At 51.9% G+C, this 17,825-nt stretch carries 17 protein-coding genes; 14 read left to right on the forward strand and 3 right to left on the reverse strand.

The window, feature by feature from the left end; all coding sequences use genetic code 11:
• Nucleotides 1-83 precede the first annotated feature (83 nt).
• From H144_RS0109915 to H144_RS0109945, 7 genes are all read left to right on the forward strand, one after another.
• Nucleotides 84-1,121 carry a sensor histidine kinase gene (locus tag H144_RS0109915; RefSeq protein ID WP_019941902.1) on the forward strand — a complete coding sequence of 346 codons (1,038 nt, stop codon included), beginning with the start codon at nucleotides 84-86 and terminating at the stop codon, nucleotides 1,119-1,121.
• Between the two features lie 2 nt (nucleotides 1,122-1,123).
• Nucleotides 1,124-1,849, forward strand: coding sequence for a LytR/AlgR family response regulator transcription factor (locus tag H144_RS0109920; protein ID WP_019941903.1), 726 nt, complete (start codon nucleotides 1,124-1,126; stop codon nucleotides 1,847-1,849).
• Nucleotides 1,850-2,030: 181 nt separating this feature from the next.
• Complete coding sequence (locus H144_RS0109925; RefSeq protein WP_229207874.1) at nucleotides 2,031-3,209, forward strand: right-handed parallel beta-helix repeat-containing protein; 1,179 nt, start codon at nucleotides 2,031-2,033, stop codon at nucleotides 3,207-3,209.
• Between the two features lie 7 nt (nucleotides 3,210-3,216).
• On the forward strand, nucleotides 3,217-3,540 hold the full coding sequence (locus H144_RS0109930) for a hypothetical protein (protein WP_019941905.1): 324 nt from the start codon (nucleotides 3,217-3,219) through the stop codon (nucleotides 3,538-3,540).
• A complete protein-coding gene (locus H144_RS0109935) occupies nucleotides 3,467-3,997 on the forward strand; it encodes a hypothetical protein (protein ID WP_169409383.1) in 531 nt (176 codons plus the stop codon). The genes H144_RS0109930 and H144_RS0109935 overlap by 74 nt, the downstream gene beginning before the upstream one ends.
• Nucleotides 3,998-4,050: 53 nt before the next feature.
• On the forward strand, nucleotides 4,051-4,878 hold the full coding sequence (locus tag H144_RS0109940) for a TapB family protein (RefSeq protein ID WP_019941907.1): 828 nt from the start codon (nucleotides 4,051-4,053) through the stop codon (nucleotides 4,876-4,878).
• Entirely contained in the window at nucleotides 4,878-5,609 is a 732-nt protein-coding gene (locus tag H144_RS0109945; protein ID WP_019941908.1) for a carboxypeptidase-like regulatory domain-containing protein, read from the forward strand. The genes H144_RS0109940 and H144_RS0109945 overlap by 1 nt, the downstream gene beginning before the upstream one ends.
• A gap of 92 nt (nucleotides 5,610-5,701) precedes the next feature.
• Here H144_RS0109945 and H144_RS0109950 read toward each other — a convergent pair whose 3' ends face one another.
• The 3 genes from H144_RS0109950 to H144_RS0109960 all read right to left on the reverse strand — a co-directional run bounded on the left by H144_RS0109950 (nucleotide 5,702) and on the right by H144_RS0109960 (nucleotide 8,477).
• The gene (locus H144_RS0109950; RefSeq protein ID WP_019941909.1) at nucleotides 5,702-6,292 is read right to left on the reverse strand and encodes a carboxymuconolactone decarboxylase family protein; all 591 of its coding nucleotides are present in this window, start codon (nucleotides 6,290-6,292) and stop codon (nucleotides 5,702-5,704) included.
• Between the two features lie 109 nt (nucleotides 6,293-6,401).
• On the reverse strand, nucleotides 6,402-6,953 hold the full coding sequence (locus H144_RS0109955; protein WP_019941910.1) for a peroxiredoxin: 552 nt from the start codon (nucleotides 6,951-6,953) through the stop codon (nucleotides 6,402-6,404).
• 216 nt (nucleotides 6,954-7,169) lie between these two features.
• Nucleotides 7,170-8,477 carry a UDP-N-acetylmuramoyl-tripeptide--D-alanyl-D-alanine ligase gene (locus H144_RS0109960; RefSeq protein WP_019941911.1) on the reverse strand — a complete coding sequence of 436 codons (1,308 nt, stop codon included), beginning with the start codon at nucleotides 8,475-8,477 and terminating at the stop codon, nucleotides 7,170-7,172.
• Between the two features lie 111 nt (nucleotides 8,478-8,588).
• Here H144_RS0109960 and H144_RS0109965 point away from each other — a divergent pair, with 111 nt between their 5' ends.
• The 7 genes from H144_RS0109965 to H144_RS0109995 all read left to right on the forward strand — a co-directional run bounded on the left by H144_RS0109965 (nucleotide 8,589) and on the right by H144_RS0109995 (nucleotide 17,821).
• Nucleotides 8,589-10,856, forward strand: a complete 2,268-nt coding sequence (locus H144_RS0109965) for a T9SS type A sorting domain-containing protein (RefSeq protein ID WP_019941912.1) — start codon at nucleotides 8,589-8,591, stop codon at nucleotides 10,854-10,856.
• A gap of 85 nt (nucleotides 10,857-10,941) precedes the next feature.
• Nucleotides 10,942-12,024: an L-rhamnose/proton symporter RhaT gene (gene rhaT, locus H144_RS0109970; protein WP_019941913.1), complete on the forward strand. Its 1,083-nt coding sequence runs from the start codon at nucleotides 10,942-10,944 to the stop codon at nucleotides 12,022-12,024.
• Between the two features lie 2 nt (nucleotides 12,025-12,026).
• Nucleotides 12,027-13,262 (forward strand): DUF6786 family protein, encoded by a 1,236-nt coding sequence (locus H144_RS0109975; protein WP_019941914.1) that lies wholly within the window; start codon nucleotides 12,027-12,029, stop codon nucleotides 13,260-13,262.
• Between the two features lie 162 nt (nucleotides 13,263-13,424).
• Entirely contained in the window at nucleotides 13,425-14,600 is a 1,176-nt protein-coding gene (locus H144_RS0109980) for a tail fiber domain-containing protein (protein WP_019941915.1), read from the forward strand.
• Nucleotides 14,601-14,622: 22 nt separating this feature from the next.
• Nucleotides 14,623-15,678 carry a tail fiber domain-containing protein gene (locus tag H144_RS31665; RefSeq protein WP_084599938.1) on the forward strand — a complete coding sequence of 352 codons (1,056 nt, stop codon included), beginning with the start codon at nucleotides 14,623-14,625 and terminating at the stop codon, nucleotides 15,676-15,678.
• A gap of 30 nt (nucleotides 15,679-15,708) precedes the next feature.
• Nucleotides 15,709-16,794: a tail fiber domain-containing protein gene (locus H144_RS0109990; protein WP_169409384.1), complete on the forward strand. Its 1,086-nt coding sequence runs from the start codon at nucleotides 15,709-15,711 to the stop codon at nucleotides 16,792-16,794.
• Nucleotides 16,795-16,825: 31 nt separating this feature from the next.
• Nucleotides 16,826-17,821 (forward strand): T9SS type A sorting domain-containing protein, encoded by a 996-nt coding sequence (locus H144_RS0109995; RefSeq protein ID WP_033402490.1) that lies wholly within the window; start codon nucleotides 16,826-16,828, stop codon nucleotides 17,819-17,821.
• The last annotated feature ends 4 nt before the right edge of the window (nucleotides 17,822-17,825 follow it).

Below are 17,825 nucleotides of genomic sequence, written 5' to 3' on the forward strand. Positions count from 1 at the left end.
CCGAATTCGCTATCTTTGTTACCATGCGTCCCGTTACCCCGGTCCTGAATCACATTAAACACAGACGAATTTTACTGCACATTTTGTTCTGGGTCGCCGTGCTGACGATCCTGACAATCATTTACGGTGCAGGCATGCCCGATTACTGGCTCACGATCGGCATTGTGGCGCTGTTCATGCCCATTCACGTTGGCTATTTTTACCTGATCGCCTATGTGATCATCCCCCGGTATTTCGACCGCAAGAAGTATGTGCTATTCGTGGTCTGGTTCCTGCTGATAGTCATCGGTTCGACGCTGGCATTCAGGCTGATGGAAATACTCGTGGCCGACCCGGTCATCTATCACGCCGTCAAAAAGAACGACCCGACGTTCGTGTGGCGCAAGCTCGACGGGACGTTCAAACAGCAGCTTTTGAAGCCGGTATACCTCATCAGCGCATTCGAGCAGACGAACATTTTCGTCTGGATCGCATTGTCGGTGAAGTTTTTCAAAATGTGGTTCGACAGGCGGCAGGCGGCGATGGAGGCCGAGCTGAATTTTCTCAAAGGCCAGCTGCACCCGCATTTTTTATTCAATACATTAAACAACCTGTATGCGCTCACGCTGAAACAGTCGCCGCAGTCGCCCGGTGTAGTAATGGGCCTGGCGGAGATATTGCGGTACATGCTTTACGAGGCCAATACGGAGATCGTGCAGCTGGAAAGGGACATCAGTATTCTCAAAAGTTATATCGAACTGGAAAAGATCCGGTACGAGGAGCGGCTGGACATTCATTTCAGCGTCAACGGATTATCGCCCGAATACCGCATTGCACCGCTGCTGATATTGCCCCTGGTGGAAAATGCGTTCAAGCACGGCGCGAGCGAGCAGATCGGCCAGGCGTGGATCAATATGGATTTGCGGGTAAAGGGTAATGCATTGAAATTCAAAATCTCGAACAGCAAACCCGAAACCGCCACGCCCGACGACCGCCCGCATCACGTCAGCATCGGTCTCGCGAATGTGCGCAAGCGGCTGGAAATTTTGTACCCTTCGGCGCATCACCTCAAAATCATGGACGAGGACGACGTTTTCGCCGTGATCCTGGAAATAGACCTTGACAAACGACTGGATATCTGATCATGATGAAGCTGAAAGCCATTCTGGTGGACGACGAACCCCACGCGATCGAAGTGCTGGACAACTACCTCGCCAATTTCACGGAAATAGAAGTCGCGGCGCGCTGCCAGGACGCCATCCAGGCATTCCAGGTGTTGCAGCAACAGAAGATAGACCTGATGTTCCTCGACGTGAAAATGCCGGGCCTCAAGGGTACCGACCTGCTTAGAAGCCTCAAAAACCCGCCAAAAGTCGTTTTTACGACCGCCTATCAGGACTATGCCGTGGAGGGTTTCGACCTTAATGCGGTGGATTACCTGTTAAAACCCATTCCGTTCGAACGCTTCCTGCGGGCGATGGACAAGGTTTTCACCGGATTGAATATCACGAACCAGACCGTTTCGGTTGCGCAGAAAAGCGGGCAGGCCAGCCAGGATGTGTTTTTGTATTTAAAAGTAGACCGGAAAATGGTGAAAGTGAACGTCAACGACATTTACTGGATCGAAAGTCTGCGGGACTATATCAAGGTCGTTTTGAAAGATAAGGCATTGATTTCCAAACAAAAGATCAGCCTTTTGGAAGAACTCCTGCCCGAGGACGGCTTCATCCGCATTCACCGCTCCTTCATTGTTTCGGTAGACAAAGTGGAGAGCTACCATTCGCATAAGCTCGAAATCGACGGGAAGGAGCTGCCCATCGGCCGTAATTTCCGCAATGACTGCCAGCGCCGTTTCAAGCTCACCTTTTAAGCGGCGCTGCAAAAGGCGTTTGTCGATAAAACCCGCTGTTGATCGACACGCCTTTTCCGGCGCTTCCCCGGCTCGCCAAATCGGTTTAAAATTGCACCACCATTGAGAAATGGAATGTAATTCATTCAAATCATTTGGAATATTAGCCATGTTAAAAACAAGAAGAATTCTTTGGGCAGCCTTGTCCTTTACCCTGTTGCTGGGTAGCTGCAAGGAGGACGAAGATGTAAAACCCGCGCCGGACCCCGATCCGGTAGATACGACTCCCATTGTGATCGATGCCAACATCCGCGCCAAACTCACTTTGAACGACCGCTTCGACAATCCTGCCATCCCGGATTACATCGTGAATGCGAACGTGACGGTGAATGCGGAGCTGGAAATCAAGCCCGGCGTTGTGATCGCATTTGCGCGTGATACCCGTTTGGAAATCAATGACAACGGCGGAATTCTCCTCGCAAAAGGAACCGCGGAAAAGCCGATCCGCTTTATCGGGAAAGAAACGACGAAAGGTTTCTGGTCGGGCGTGACGTTCCGCTCGTCGAGCAGCGCCAATACACTGGAATATGTGCAGGTGTTGCATGCGGGTAGCAAGCCATTGTACAGCACTACCAAAGCGGGTATGGCTGTTCTGGGAAGTCAGGCGGAGGTCAATATTAAAAACTGTTTGTTCGAAGCAAATGCCGGCTATGGCCTTTACATTCAGCAAGGTGTGAAGCTGGCGTCATTTGAAAAGAACAATTTCAAAGACAATACCGAAGCGGGCATCCTGCTGGGTGCCGAGAATGTGAAAACGCTTGATACGGATTCCAAATTCACCGATGGCAACGGCCGTAATGTGGTGGAGATCTTTGCCTCTTCCCTTCCAAAAAATGCGACAAGCGATGTCGTATGGAAAGGTTTTAAGGATAAAACCCCTTACCGCCTGCTCGAAGGACTTACTTCCGATGCCAACTGGAAACTGCTGCCGGGTGTGATCATCGAAGTGGGCCGCGCTGGCTCCATCACCATCGACGACGGCTATTTCAATGCGGTGGGCACCGAAACCAGCAAAATCGTGATCCGCGGAGCCGAGAATACGGCCGCTTACTGGAAAGGAATGATCTGCTTCTCGACCAGCGACCAGAATGTCATCGAGAACGCGGAAATATCCGGCGGAGGTAATATCGCGATCGTGTCGGGCAAGAAGGCCAATATCGCGGTGTACGGTGGACAATCCCGCATGACGATCCGTAAATCGGTGATCTCCAACAGCGGCGGCTACGGCATCTTCGTCAACTACCAGGCGACGATCAATGCCGACGTGGAAACGGCCAATACTTTCAAGGACAACGCGCAGGCGAAGTTGCTGAAAGAGTAGTAGGGCCATGAGAATCATCACCTGGTGTATGCTTGCGGGCCTGCTGACGGCCGCAAGCATACAGGGCCGCGCCGTGCACAAGGCCACGCGCTCAGCCCGGCAGCCTTTCCCCGAAAAGGGTTTCTGGGTAGCCGAAACGGCCCCCGATCAGAAATCGACGATCGTTCGATACTATGCCCATAGCAACTACATGGTGTCGGAAACGACCGAACCGGCGGTGCTCGATGTCAGAAAACTTTCCGTCAGAAGGTATTTGAATGAGAAGCTTCGCAGGGAGCTGGAAAAAGACACGACCGGCCGGGCAGCGCTCCGTTTGTATGAAATCCATTGAAATGCTCACGGTGGTGCAGGCAACCGGCACGGTGCTGTACTTTTTTCTCGCCGCACAAGGGGCATTCTACGGGATGGGTTTCGGCAAAGCGCTCTTCGACATTTCCCCGGAAGCATTCATCGAACTGCGGAAGGCCGTGGACCCGCGGGTGCGGAAAAACCTGAAACGGTGCTACCTGGCTGCATTGGCGACCATGCTTACCTGGCTGGTCCTCTCGGTTAGATCTGGCGGATTATTTTCCTACGGGCCGGTCCTGGTCGCCTTATTGCTGCTCGTTGCGGACCTGATACTTGCCCTGAAACGCAGCGAACCTGTGAACGAGCTGATCAACAGCGATTTGCTGAACAACCGGCAAAGTTACGTGAATGCACGCGACGAATGGATGAGGTACATTTTCATCCGCGGAAACCTGTCCATATCGGGCTTCCTCGTCCTGTTGCTGCATTTGGTTTACTAGCGCATTTTGTCAAAGTATTGAAAATCAATCTTATATATATTTTAGAAACAGCCATGAAAAAGAAAATCCAATCACCCTCGATGCTGATCAGCCGTTTCGCGAAATCTGCATTGGCCCTGGCCGTACTGGCCATGTCCTTCACCGCTTGCAAGGACGACGACAACCCGAACCCCGATGGCGGAGATGGCGGCGGCACGGAAAAAGCATTCATTCCTTCCAAGGACAAACGCTATATCTACAAAATCACCGATTCCGACGGCGCCGATGGCGATATCATTACGAAAGTCGCGAGTACCAAAGATTCAGCCGGACTGGTCGTTCATACAATCGAAAACTTCGTTCGGGAGAATGAAGAGGAAAGAACATTCATTTCCAAAGCATATGCCAAAGGCGGCACCACCACGAATGTGCTGCCGTACCCGATTGCGCTGAAAGAGCTGCAAAACCAGATCAACGACATCGCCTACATTTCGAAATTCAATGTGACCGGGTTCCCGCAATACCAATTCCTGGAAAACAATGGCAAGGTCAACAGTGCGCTCACATTCCAGGGCGACCCGATCAAGGTGATCATGGAGCTCGAAATCCCTGCTGGCGACGAAGGTTCGGTACTGGGCAAGCTCGAAGCGCGCATGACGAACAAGAACGGAAAAGCGGTAGCCGAGGAATCGGTAACTACGCCGGCGGGCAATTTCAATTGCACCAAATGGGAATACTCCTATGAGGTGTATATGAAATTCGAAACGGAGGTCACCGAGCCGGAAATCACGACGGAAACGATCCAGGTGACATTGTGGACGGCACCGGGCGTAGGTATCGTGAAAACGATCGAAAAATCGGAAGACGGTACTTCCACTACCGAACTGCGTAAGGTCGAATAATGAAAAAGTGGGTTATGATGCTGCAAGGGGCCCTGATGCTGGGGCTCGTTGCGGCTTGCACCACCGACGACGAGCCTGGCGTGGCGGGCGGAAAGAAAGGCTACGCTACCGGAAAAATAACCGATACGGCAGGCAACCCGATGAAAGGCGTGGAAGTGGTGATCGACAATACGATGTTCCACGCTTCTTATTCCCTCGGTGTGACCGATGCCAACGGCAACTATGAAATCCAGCTGCCCAGCGTCGGTACATTTATGGCGTCGGCGCAGATTGTGAAGGAATATAATGGGCGACGTTACGAGCAGGACCTTAATCCGGATGTTTTCGAGCCGTTCAGTATCGATGGGGCCGTCCGGAATTTTCAATGGAAGCTGACAGGCCTGCGCCCGGAGGGGGAGGGCTATTTCGGCGCGACGGTCGGGATCAACAAAGCACTGTACAGCGCAATTTACGATGACGAAAACATCGAATTCACGCTCACACCCGTGGGGAACCTGATCGACGGATCGAAGGGGAAGGTTTTGAAAGTGAAACCGGCTCAGGGATACATCGAGGACATTCCGCTGGGGCGCTACGAAATGAGCGCCTACTACAACGGAGAGGCCGGCAAAATGCCCCTCAAACTGCGCGATCACTTTTCGGACGATGCGTATGAAAGTACGCTGGTGATCGATTTCGAGCCCAGTACCATCTGGGGCCGCAATTCATTCTACATCAGCTACACGGAGTAGCGTGACGCGCAGCACTTAACGAAGAAAACAATAGAGAAATAGGATGGATAATTTGGGACTAGCCAGATCTTTGAGACCTGGCTAGTTTTGTTTTATACCAATACGGCGAAGCTTTTGAAGATCGCGCCCACCCTAACCGCGTCGAATATACGCGCCTGGGTACCGCCGTGGTTCAGCACCGATTGCTCGTGCGAGGTCACACACATTTCGCAACCGTTCAATGCGGATACGACGAGGCTCAGCAATTCGAAGAATTCCTTGCCCAGCACGGGGTTCACCATAATGCTCATTTTGATGCCCGCAGGTGCATTATCGTAAAATTCCTTGTGCATGAAGTGGCGGAAACGGTAAAACACGTTGTTCGCGTTCATGAGTGACACACAGGCCGTTACCTCGGCGAGTTCTTTCTCGTCGGCTCCTTCCTGCGTGGCAAGTTCTTCCAAAGCCGCGATCAGCGCCGCGTTCTTTTCGTTCACCGCTACGGCCAATGCGAGCAGCAACGCCTCCTTACGGTTCAATGTCTGTGATTTCAATACATTACCTACATTGATTTTCAGGTCTTTGAGGTAACGGTGGTCAATCGCCGCGAGCTTGTTGATCAGCACGCTTTCGAATTCCGCGGGCAAATTGACCTCTTTATACAGGGACTCTTTCGTGTTCCCTGTGGCTGCAAATGGATACATGTCGGTTTGAATTTTGGGCGGGAAGGTTTTCCCGTGGGTGGAAAAAAAAGCAGTTCACAGAACCGGCGTACGAATGACTGACCGCTGTGAACTGCTTTGTATGGGACTATTACGCGATAGTCGCTTCGCCTTTTTGCCAGTTGCAAGGGCAAAGCTCGTCAGTTTGCAGAGCGTCGAGTACGCGGAGTACTTCCGGCACATTACGGCCTACTGAAAGGTCGTTTACGGATACCCAGCGAACGATTCCTTGCGGATCTACGATGTAAGTCACGCGGTAAGCGATTTTCTCGTTGGCTTCGAGGATACCCAGCTCTTCCGCCAGTGATTTCGAAGTATCGGCCAGCATCGGGAATTGCAGGTCGCGCAGGTCGTCGTGGTTTTTGCGCCATGCCAGGTGCACATATTCGCTGTCGGTAGAAGCACCGATCAGGATCGTGTCACGGTCAGCGAAGTCGCCAGTGTGCTTGTTGAACTCGGCAATCTCGGTAGGGCATACAAAAGTGAAATCTTTTGGCCACCAGAACATTACCATCCATTTACCGGCGTTTTTGTGATCTTCTGAGGTAATATCGTAGAATTCATTTCCTTTTTCCAATGAAACTACGGATGTCTTTTTGAACTCAGGGAACTCCGATCCCACCGATAACAGTCTATTAGCCATGATTGCTCGTTTGTTTATAAATTGTATTTTTTTGTGTTACAAAACTACGAACGATGAGTACATGGGTCAAACTCTGCCCTGGTACTATGCCAGGAAAGAGTTGATTTAATCAAATGAATTTAGTTTTATTTATAGGAACGGAGTTGTTATCAATGAAATTTATAATACCATTGATTTTTGCAATATAATTATACTAATAATAACTGTAATTATAAATTATTTATCGGGCATGACGCCAAGCACCGTTTCCAGCGACATCCCGCGCGACCCTTTGATGAGGAAATGTGTATTTTCCTGCGGATTGTCCATAATCCAGTTGTGGAGCGAGAATTTATCGGGAAAATAGTATGCCTTGGGCAGTGCAGGCAGCGCGTGCTGCATGAGTTTACCTGCAAGTATTACGACGTCGAACTTCTCACCGGCGATTTGTTTTCCCAAAGCTAAATGTTCCTCCGGCGCGGCATCGCCCAGCTCGAACATATCGCCCAGGATCAATATCTTCCGGGCCGCCTCCATTCTGCCGAAATTGGCCACCGCAGCCGCCATCGACGACGGATTGGCGTTGTAAGCGTCCATGATAACGGTATTGGTACCTTTTTTCACGATCTGCGAGCGGTTGTTGTCCGGCTCGTACGTCGCTACCGCCTCATAGGCATCCGCATCTTCGACCCCGAAATGCTTGCCCACGGCCAGGGCGGCGCAAATGTTGTCGAAATTGTATCTTCCGGGTAAATGGGTGGTGACAGTCCGGCCACCGTTTTGAAATACAACAAAAGGATTCTCATCCACCAGCGTCGGGTTCACAGGGCTGTTTTCAGAACAATAGAATACGATCTCACCAAATGCGCGGCGCTTCGCGATCATGTCCATGATGACATCCTGCGTCGAATTCGCGAACACGGTACCCTTTTTCTTGGAAAGGTAGTCGAACAGCTCACCTTTGCCCTTGATAATCCCGGCCACACCGCCGAAGCCTTCCAGGTGTGCCTTGCCGATGTTGGTTATGAGCCCGTGGGTAGGCTGTGCGATGCTGCTCAGCAATGCTATTTCCTGCTGGTGATTGGCGCCCATTTCGACGACCGCCATTTCATGTTTGGCCGGGTCGATGCTCAGGATCGTGAGGGGCACGCCGATGTGGTTATTCAGGTTCCCGCGCGTCGCGTACGTGTTGAACTTCATCGAAAGCACCTTCGCGATCAGCTCTTTGGTAGTGGTTTTGCCATTCGAGCCGGTCAATGCTACCACGGGTATTTCCAGCGTCTTGCGATGGTGCCGCGCCAGGTCCTGCAAGGCCGTTAATCCATCTTCAAAAAGCAGGAAGCGGTCGCTGTTGGCCACATGAGCGTCGTCCACCACGGCGTAGGCTGCGCCTTTTTCCAGGGCCTCCGCCGCATATTGGTTACCATCGAATTTATCGCCCTTCAATGCGAAGAAAATACAGCCGTCGGTGATCTGGCGGGTGTCGGTGGAGACTTTGGCACCTTTGCGGTAGATATCGTAAAGTGTTTCTATGGAAGTAAACATGAATTGTCGGGTCGTTATAAAGTAATGCTGGCTTATTTCGTTAGGTTTAGGACAAACATGCCCTCAGGAAATCCTCGGAATCCTGCAAAACTAATAGATTATTCCTCAACGATGCGAACCAAATTTACCTCCTTCATCCTCTTCTTTATTGGCATTTACAACACTCCGGCATCGCTCGCCCAGCAGGCGTGGTTCAGGCCCGATACGCTCACGCGCGTGTCCGTGGCAGGTGTCAGAATGCTGAATCCCTGGGGAGGCGGGCTCAATGCGTCGCAATACCTGAAAATGCATTTGAACAATGACGCCGACGAAGATCTGGTGGTTTACGACCGCACCAACAGCAAAATCACCACGTTCGTGGCCGCGCCCGATCCGTTGAATGCGGGCAAAAAGACGTTTATCCACGCACCGTATTACGAGACGCTTTTCCCCCAGGCCGATAACTGGATGATCCTCGCCGATTACAATGGCGACGGCCTGAAAGATCTTTTCGCCAGCACCTCGCTCGGCATTGTCGTGTACCAGCAGGTTAAGACAGGCAATGCGTGGTCGTGGAAGAAAATGCGGGACGTGCTGTATACCAAAGGCTTTTCAGGAAACATTAATATGCAGGTGTCCGGTACCGACATTCCGGCCATTACCGACGTGGACGACGACGGCGACCTCGACCTGCTGACCTTCGATTTTTCAGGGACATACATTGAACTGCACCAGAACCTGAGCGTTGAAAAGTTTGGCGTGCGCGATAGCCTCGGCACGCAGGCGAGCCCCGTTTTTCAGCGGAATGGCGATTGCTGGGGAAATTTTCACAAGGGGAATGCCGAAGATTTCGTCGTAGGTGCGGACTGCGGCGTGGTTACCGATCCTTCTAAACGGGAAGCCGTACCGGCGCGCGTCCTGCACGCGGGCAACTCCATTCTCCTGCACGACCTGAACGGCGACGGTACCAAAGATCTCCTCGCCGGGCACGTCAGCAACGACCATATTTCGTTCCTGCCCAATTCCGCCAAAGGCATTATCGCCAATTTCACGGGCTATTCGAACACTTACCCGGCCGTTGACCCGGTGACATTACACATTTTTCCGGCCGGTTTTTATGAAGATGTGGATTTCGACGGGGTCAAAGACCTGCTCATCGCGCCCAGCATCCCCGCGAACGACGCCAATCTGACCGATTTCAAATCATCGGGATGGTATTACCACAATGAAGGCACGAGCGACAAGCCGGTATTCAAGCTCGTGCGTAAGAATTTCCTGCAAGACCAGATGATCGAAGTCGGCGAGAATGCCGCGCCCGCGTTTTTCGATATCGACGGCGACGGCGACCTGGATATGTTCATCGGGACGGGGGGCAACCCCGTAACGGGCGGTTTTAAAGGGAGTTTATGGTTTTTGAAAAACAATGGCACCGCTGCCGAACCGGATTTCAGCGTGGAAACACAGGATTATCTCGAACTGCTTTCCAAACTTTCTGTTTACAATATCAAACCTCAATGGGCGGATTTCAATGGGGACGGCGTGCCCGACCTCGGCTTCGCAGCCACTTCCACCTCGGGCCTGAAACTCGAATACCGCTATATTCCCAACAAAGGCACGAATGGCGGTGCGGCCCGGCTGAACCTCGCCGAGGCCGTCACGATCGCATTACCGGCCGAGCTCCAAACGGGTGACTCGCCCTATTTCTATGATGCCGACGGCGATGGCGACCTGGATTTGCTGATCGGGAAAACGCAGGGCAATATTTATTACTATACCAACACCGGCGGTAGCAAACAATATACTTTCAAGCTCGAAACAGATTCGTTCGCGGGAGTAGGAATCAATTTCGCCGGCCGTTTCTCGCAGGTAGCCGTCACCGATTTCGATCTCGACGGCAAGCCCGATCTCGCTACCGTGGACCACACCGGTACGATCCGCGTCTTCAACAACGCCGACTGGGGCAAATGGACCGAACGGCAGAGCGCATTGGTCAGCGTCAATGGCAAGCCGGGCGATATGTACTTCGGTAATTACCTCTCGCTCGCCGTCGCCGACCTGAACGGCGACAAGAAACCCGACCTGGCCATCGGCACAAATGCGGGCGGCGTGCGGCTGCTGACCAACATCCTTCCCGTATCGGTAACCGGTGTCGAGCCCGGCGATCCGGCGGAGGTAAAGGTGTTTCCGAGCCCGTCCGTCGAGTTTTTCAAGATTTATTCATCCCGAAACGGCACGTTCGACGTGTTCACCACCGGCGGCGTGCGCATGCTGCAAAACCGCCGCATCCGCGCCAACGAAACGCAGCAGGTGTCTACGGCGCAATGGCCGGCGGGACTGTATCTGGTGGAACTGAAGACGGGTAACAGCCGGGTTGTGAGGAAGGTGGTCGTAGGCGATTAGCCGTGGTCGTGCGGGAAAGACTTACCGCGGCATCAAGTAGATAGCCCAGGGAATGCCCTTACATGATAAAATTTGAACAATATTCATGCAAGCTCTTCTGGGTGTTATCTTCCATTTTATCGGCGGCTTCGCTTCCGGTAGCTTTTATATCCCTTATAAGCAGGTCAAAGGCTGGGCCTGGGAATCGTACTGGATCGTCGGGGGGCTGTTTTCCTGGCTCATCGTTCCGCCGCTCGCCGCTTACCTCACCATTCCCAACTATACCGAAATCATTGCCCATACCAACGGGGGCATATTGTTCCTGACTTACTTTTTCGGCGTGCTATGGGGCATAGGCGGCCTCACTTACGGGCTGGGCGTGCGCTACCTGGGCGTCGCGCTCGGGAGTTCGATCATCCTTGGGCTATGTTCGGTTTTCGGCGCGCTGATTCCTTCGATTTATTACGAGTTCAACCCGCAGCCGGGCAAGGACACCATTTCAATGCTTTTCAGTGAAAGCTGGGGGCAAATGGTGCTGCTAGGTCTGCTCGTTTGCGTGATCGGGATCATTATCTGCGGGAAAGCCGGTGCCATGAAGGACACCGATCTGCGCAAATCCGGCCACGTCGCAGCGGACAATACCGAGTTTAAAATCGGCCTAGGGCTCACGGTTTCGATTATTTCGGGTATTCTCAGCGCCTGTTTTGCATTCGGTATCGACGCCGGCAAGATTATGGCCCAGGAAGCGAACGAGGTGTGGAAAGCGGCCAATCCGGGGCAGGGCGAATTTTTATTCCAAAATAATGTCACCTATGTCGTGATCCTCTGGGGCGGGCTGACGACCAACTTCATTTGGTGCATGCTCCTCAATGCACGCAATAAGACTTTCGGCAACTACACCGATTCGTCGACGCCGCTCGTATCCAACTATATTTTTTCCGCGCTGGCCGGTACCACCTGGTTCCTGCAATTTTTCTTCTACGGTATGGGCGAAAGCAAATTAGGCAACGGCCCGAGCTCATGGATTTTGCACATGGCATTCATTATCCTCGTGGCCAACTCGTGGGGACTAGCCTTAAAGGAATGGAAAGGAGTAAGTAAAAAGACCATTTCCTCGATCATCATCGGTATCCTGGTGATTATCCTGTCGGTACTGATCGTCGGTTATGGCAATTATTTGAAAGAATAGCCATGAAAGCGCATTATCCGGTCGTCCTTGCAGCGCTGGTGGCGATGGCGGGCTGTCAGTCGAAAACCCAAAACGATCAATTGGAAACACAGCAGTCGCAGGCGGCCGGTACGTTCGGCCACGACCTCGCATTTTTGAACAAATACAAGCAAACGATAGTCCTTACCGCGCCCGATAATGCCGGCGCACAGGCCATTGTTATCCCTGCCTACCAGGGTCGGGTGATGACCAGCACGGCCAGCGGCGACGCTGGCAATAGCTACGGCTGGATCAATTATCCGCTCATTGAAAGCGGTCAGTACCAGCCGCATATGAATGGTTTCGGCGGCGAAGAACGCTTCTGGCTGTCGCCGGAGGGCGGACAGTTTTCGGTGTATTTCAAAAAAGGGCAGGCGTTTGATTTTGCCAACTGGCAGACGCCCGCATTGATCGATACGGTAGCCTATCCGGTGGTAGAATCGGATGCGCATTCGGTGCATTTTCATATTAATGCAATGATCGAGAACTATTCGGGGAAGATGTTCGTGATCGATATCGACCGCAAAATTCAGATGCTGACGCGGGAAAGCATAGCCAATCTGCTTCGTTTGCAGGCATTAGGTAATGTGAAAGCGGTCGCATACCAGTCCGTTAATTCCATTACCAATAAAGACGATGCCTGGAAGCCCGAAACGGGGATGCTGGGCATCTGGCTGCTGGGGATGTTCCGGCCGTCGGAACAGACGACCATCGTAGCGCCCTTTTCACAGACATTATCCGAAAAGCCGCTCATTACCGACGATTATTTTGGTAAAATACCTGCGGAACGACTGGTGATCCGGGACGGTAAGCTTTATCTCAAAGCCGATGGTAAGCACCGCAGCAAGATCGGTATCGCGCCCAGATCCGCCAGGAATGTGGCCGGCAGCTACGACGCCGAAAAAGGCATTCTGACGATCATCCAATACGACCTCGACCCGCAGGGCAAATACCTGAAATCTACCTGGGAACTCCACAATGACCCTTACAACGGCGACGCATTGAACGCCTACAACGACGGCAAACTGGCCGACGGCACGCAAATGGGCCCGTTTTACGAACTCGAATCGAACTCATCCGTGCGGGCATTGCAGGAAGGCGAAGCCATTATCCACAAGCAGAGCACATTCCATTTCGAAGGTGACAAATCGGAGCTGAATGTGATTGCGGAGAAGGTGCTGGGGGTAAATATTGATCAAATTGGCGTGGTATTCAAATAAGTCCCGGTTCCGTCGCGCCTGCGTATACGCTAGCCCGTGAATCCCTGATCCCGGCAAATAATCCGGATCTGCCACTCGAATATCCTTCGGTGTGATTGTAATTCAATTAGGTGACATTCGGCATCAAAATGTCCGAATGTTAAACAATTACAATCACGCACAATGAAAAAATTACAAAAAGCAGGGCGAATGGCATGGGGTGTCATGGCCCTGAGCCTGGTCGGCTACGCGGCGCAGGCGCAGGTAGGGATCGGGACGGAGACGCCGCAAGCTAAGTTGCATGTTCATGGAGGAGGCTTGCAGGTTAATACCGCCAATCTTAATCCGGATGTTAATCCATTCTATGATGACAGTAACCCGGAACCGGTCGAAAGCAGGCTGAGGTGGTATGATAATAAGTGTGCTTTCCGGGTAATCACCGAACGAGTAGGCAATGGTGGGTTTGATATTGCGAATATTGGCATGTTTTCGTTTGCTTCCGGATTTGAGACATTTGCGAGCGGAAATTCGTCAACGGCATTGGGGCTGAGGTCGGTAGCCAGCGGAAATTACTCGTTTGCTGCTGGGTTCAACTCAACTTCAAGCGGATTACGTTCGATTGCGCAGGGTAATGCTTGTACCGCAAGCGGGATTTCGGCAGTTGCTCTGGGAAGTTTCTGTACCGCAGGGGCAGAAGGGGCTGTGGCTATTGGAAATTTATGCTCGGCGACGGCTGACAAGTCGATAGCAATAGGAAACTTTTCTACGGCGGACGGAACGGGATCTATTGCGATGGGGCAACAGGTTGGGACTAATGGGAAATCTGGCTCTTTTGTGTTTGGCGACTATACCAATATCAGTACCAAGAACGACGCCAACAATCAGATGATGATGCGTTTCACTGGCGGTTACAAGCTGTATGCAAATGATAACGCGAATATTGGGGTTGAACTTAAACATAACCAAAATTCCTGGTCGGTACTCTCCGACGTTCGCAGAAAAGAAAACTTCGCCCCCGTCAACGGCGAGGATTTTCTCAACAAGATCAATGCGATGAACCTTACTTCCTGGAACTACAAAGGCCAGGACCCTAAGCAATTCCGGCATTATGGTCCGATGGCGCAGGACTTTTACAAAGCATTCGGGCAAGATGCCTATGGCACGGTAGGGTCGGACACGACGATTAATCAGGCGGATTTCGACGGGGTGAATTTGATCGCCATTCAGGCGCTGATCCGCCGGATGGAGCAGATGAACAGTGATTTGCTGGCCGAGCTCGCTTCCATCAAGGCACAACTGGCCGAAGCGCAATCGGGACAGGCACGGAAGAAACGGAAGATGCTCGTGAGCCGGCGCTAACACTCATTTAACCAATAGATTCATGAAACATGTAATGATATCCGTTTCGCTGGTGGTGGGAACTTTGCTGAACGGCAGTTTTGCCAGCGCACAAATGGGTGTAGGAATCAGCCACCCAAAAGCGAAATTGCACGTTTATGACGGCACTTTTCTTTCGCAAACGCCGCAATTAGACCCACAGACCAGCCCTTTCTATAATCCTGATCTCTTCGATGTTGATCCTGTTCTGCATACCTTCAAATGGATAAGCGAAAAAGGAGCTTTTCGGGCGTTGGGTTTGGTGACTTTTAATCAAAACATCTACACGGCGTCAGCGGGTAAATTTTCCTTTACCTCAGGTTTCGACAATTATGCAACCGGGATAGCGACATCGGCAATGGGCATGAGAGCAAGTGCTACGGATATAGCAGCTTTTGCTGTTGGCTGGAGCGCGATCGCTAACGGTAAACGTGCATTTGTATTCGGAGAATCGTCTTCCGCAAATGGGCTTAATTCAGTGACTTTGGGTACGAATCTCGAGGATAATTATCTCACAGGCACCTTCATATTCGGGAATATCGAAGGGAATTTACAAAATACAGATAACAACCAGATAATGATGCTGTTCCAAGGAGGTTATCGCTTCTTTACCAGCGCGGACCTGACGACAGGCGTATATATGGGCCCGGGTGCCAGCTCATGGAGCATTCTTTCGGATGTTCGCAAAAAGGAAAATTTCGCGCCCGTAGACGGGAAGGAATTTTTGCAAAGCATTAAAAAGATGCCTATTACCTCCTGGAATTACAAAGGGCAGAACGCCGCAAATATGCGTCACTACGGCCCGATGGCGCAGGATTTCTTTAAGGCATTTGGAAAGGATTCCTATGGTACCATCGGGGCGGACACGACCATCAACCAGGCCGATCTGGACGGCGTGACGCTCATTGCCATTCAGGCACTGGTCAAAGAAACAGACGATTTGCAGAAAATGAATGATGATCTGGAAACCGAACTCGTCAGACTGCGCGCGCAGCTTTTAGGTCGAAGGGATTTCCGGCATCCGGCCAGGCGCACATTGCTGGCCCGAAGAAAAAATTAAGTTTTTACTCTCAAAAATCACACTATGAAGATGGAATTGACAAAACAACTGGCTAAGCCGGTATCGGTGTTTTTACGCGGTTGCATTCCCGTGGGTTCCGCACTGATGATGATACTTGCTCCCCGGCTATCGACGGCACAGGTCGGGATCGGGACCGAGCAGCCACAGGCTATGCTGCATGTCCACGACGGCTCGATCCTTTCCGGGACGTCGCAGTTGGCGCCGGACAATAACCCGTATTACAACCCCGCATTTCCCGACCCGGTGGAATTCAAAATGAAATGGTTTCATGATAAGGGTGCATTCCGGACGATCGGCGAGCGCGTAGGTAATGGCGGTCTCGATCCTGCCGTAGTGGGTAAATATTCATTCGCTTCCGGGTTCGAAGTGTTTGCCACCGGATTGGGTTCGACAGCCCTAGGTTTAAAAACGTTATCCTCCGGCACTGCCTCATTTGCAAGCGGTGAAAATTCTTCGGCCACCGCGTTCTGTACCTTCGCGCATGGTGAATCGGCCATTGCCAGCGGTTCCAATTCGGTAGCCCTCGGCACGCTGGTGTCTACCAACGGCAAGAAGGGTGCCTTCGCTTTTGGTGATAACAGCAAAAACATGCAGCTGGCAAGCAGTTTCGAGAACCAGATATCCATGCGTTTCGCAGGCGGTTATCAATTTTACACAAGCAGTCAGCTGATTACCGGCATGAGCCTCGCAGCCGGCGGGAATTCCTGGCAAGTCCTTTCCGACCGGAACAAGAAGGAGAATTTCAGTCCGGTAGACGGTGAAAAATTTCTGGAAAAGATTTCAAAAATGCCGTTGACCTCCTGGAACTACAAAGGCCAGGATCCGAAGCATTTCCGGCATTACGGCCCGATGGCGCAGGATTTCTTCGAAGCATTCGGCCATGACAGTTATGGGACCATCGGGAACGACACGACGATCAATCAGGCTGACCTGGAAGGGGTGAACTTTATTGCCATTCAGGCATTAGCAGAAAGAACGCAGCAGTTGCGGCAGAAAAATGACGAATTGCGGCTCGAAGTAGCGCAGATCAAGGCGGAACTCGCAGGTAACGGGCCTGTTCGCAAGCGGAAAAGGCTTCTTTTTTCGAGACGATAATAGGCATTACATTAACTGAAACAGCAATATTATGAACAAATATAAAATACTAACCGGCTTGCTGTTAATGCTTTGCGCAATGCAGGCCCATTCGCAGATCGTCACCGGCAACAGCCTGTACGTTAAAATCGGGACGGTCTTTTCGGTCGACAGCCTTGTTTTCATTCCCACCGAGGACCTGAACCTGGGGAACAACTATTCGCTGAAAGTGGAGCACACGGCGGTACCGGGGAGCCCGAATGCAAGCATTAAAAAGAAATATGTTTTCAATAATCCGGTCAATTTTGAGGGGAATCTCGGGGTGATTTATGATCCGGTTCAACTGAACGGGAATACGGAATCGCTGCTCGAACTGGCCAATTCCATGTCGGACGAAACGGCTTTCGTGACGCTCTCGGGCAGCACGCGCGATTTGGCCAAGCATTTGGTTTCCAAAGATGTAAGCGGGCTGGATATCGGCATGCTAACCCTTGTAAATGGCCAGAGCGCATTGCCCGTCACGCTGGTCGATTTTAGTGCAAGCCGGCAGGAAAATGCCGTAAAACTGAGCTGGAAAACGTCATTTGAAGCCAATAGCGATTTCTTTGAAATTCAGCGAAGTGCCAATGCCAAGGACTGGCAGGCGCTGGACCGTGTGGCTTCCGCAGGGGAGAGCCGGCAGGCAACGATGTATGATTTCACAGACCACGCACCGGTCTCGGGCGACAATTACTACCGCCTGAAAATGGCCGATCGCGATGGCACATTCGCGTTCAGCCAGATCAGGAAAGTGTCCTGGGACGGAGATGCTCTCACGGTGTTTCCCAATCCTGCCGCCGACCGCCTCGAGGTGACCGTGAAAGACTGGTCGAAAGTAGTGAAGGTAAGTGTGCTGGATGCCGCCGGGCATATGGTAAAGGATGGCGGCGCGGGTTTGAATGCCCGCGAAAGAAATGTGCCGGTTTCGGGGCTTACAGCAGGCAGTTACATCCTGCGCGTGGAGTACCGCGACGGCTCCTCCGAAAGAACGCATTTTATTAAATACTAATGGT

The organism is Dyadobacter beijingensis DSM 21582, assembly GCF_000382205.1.
GTDB classification, from domain to species: domain Bacteria; phylum Bacteroidota; class Bacteroidia; order Cytophagales; family Spirosomataceae; genus Dyadobacter; species Dyadobacter beijingensis.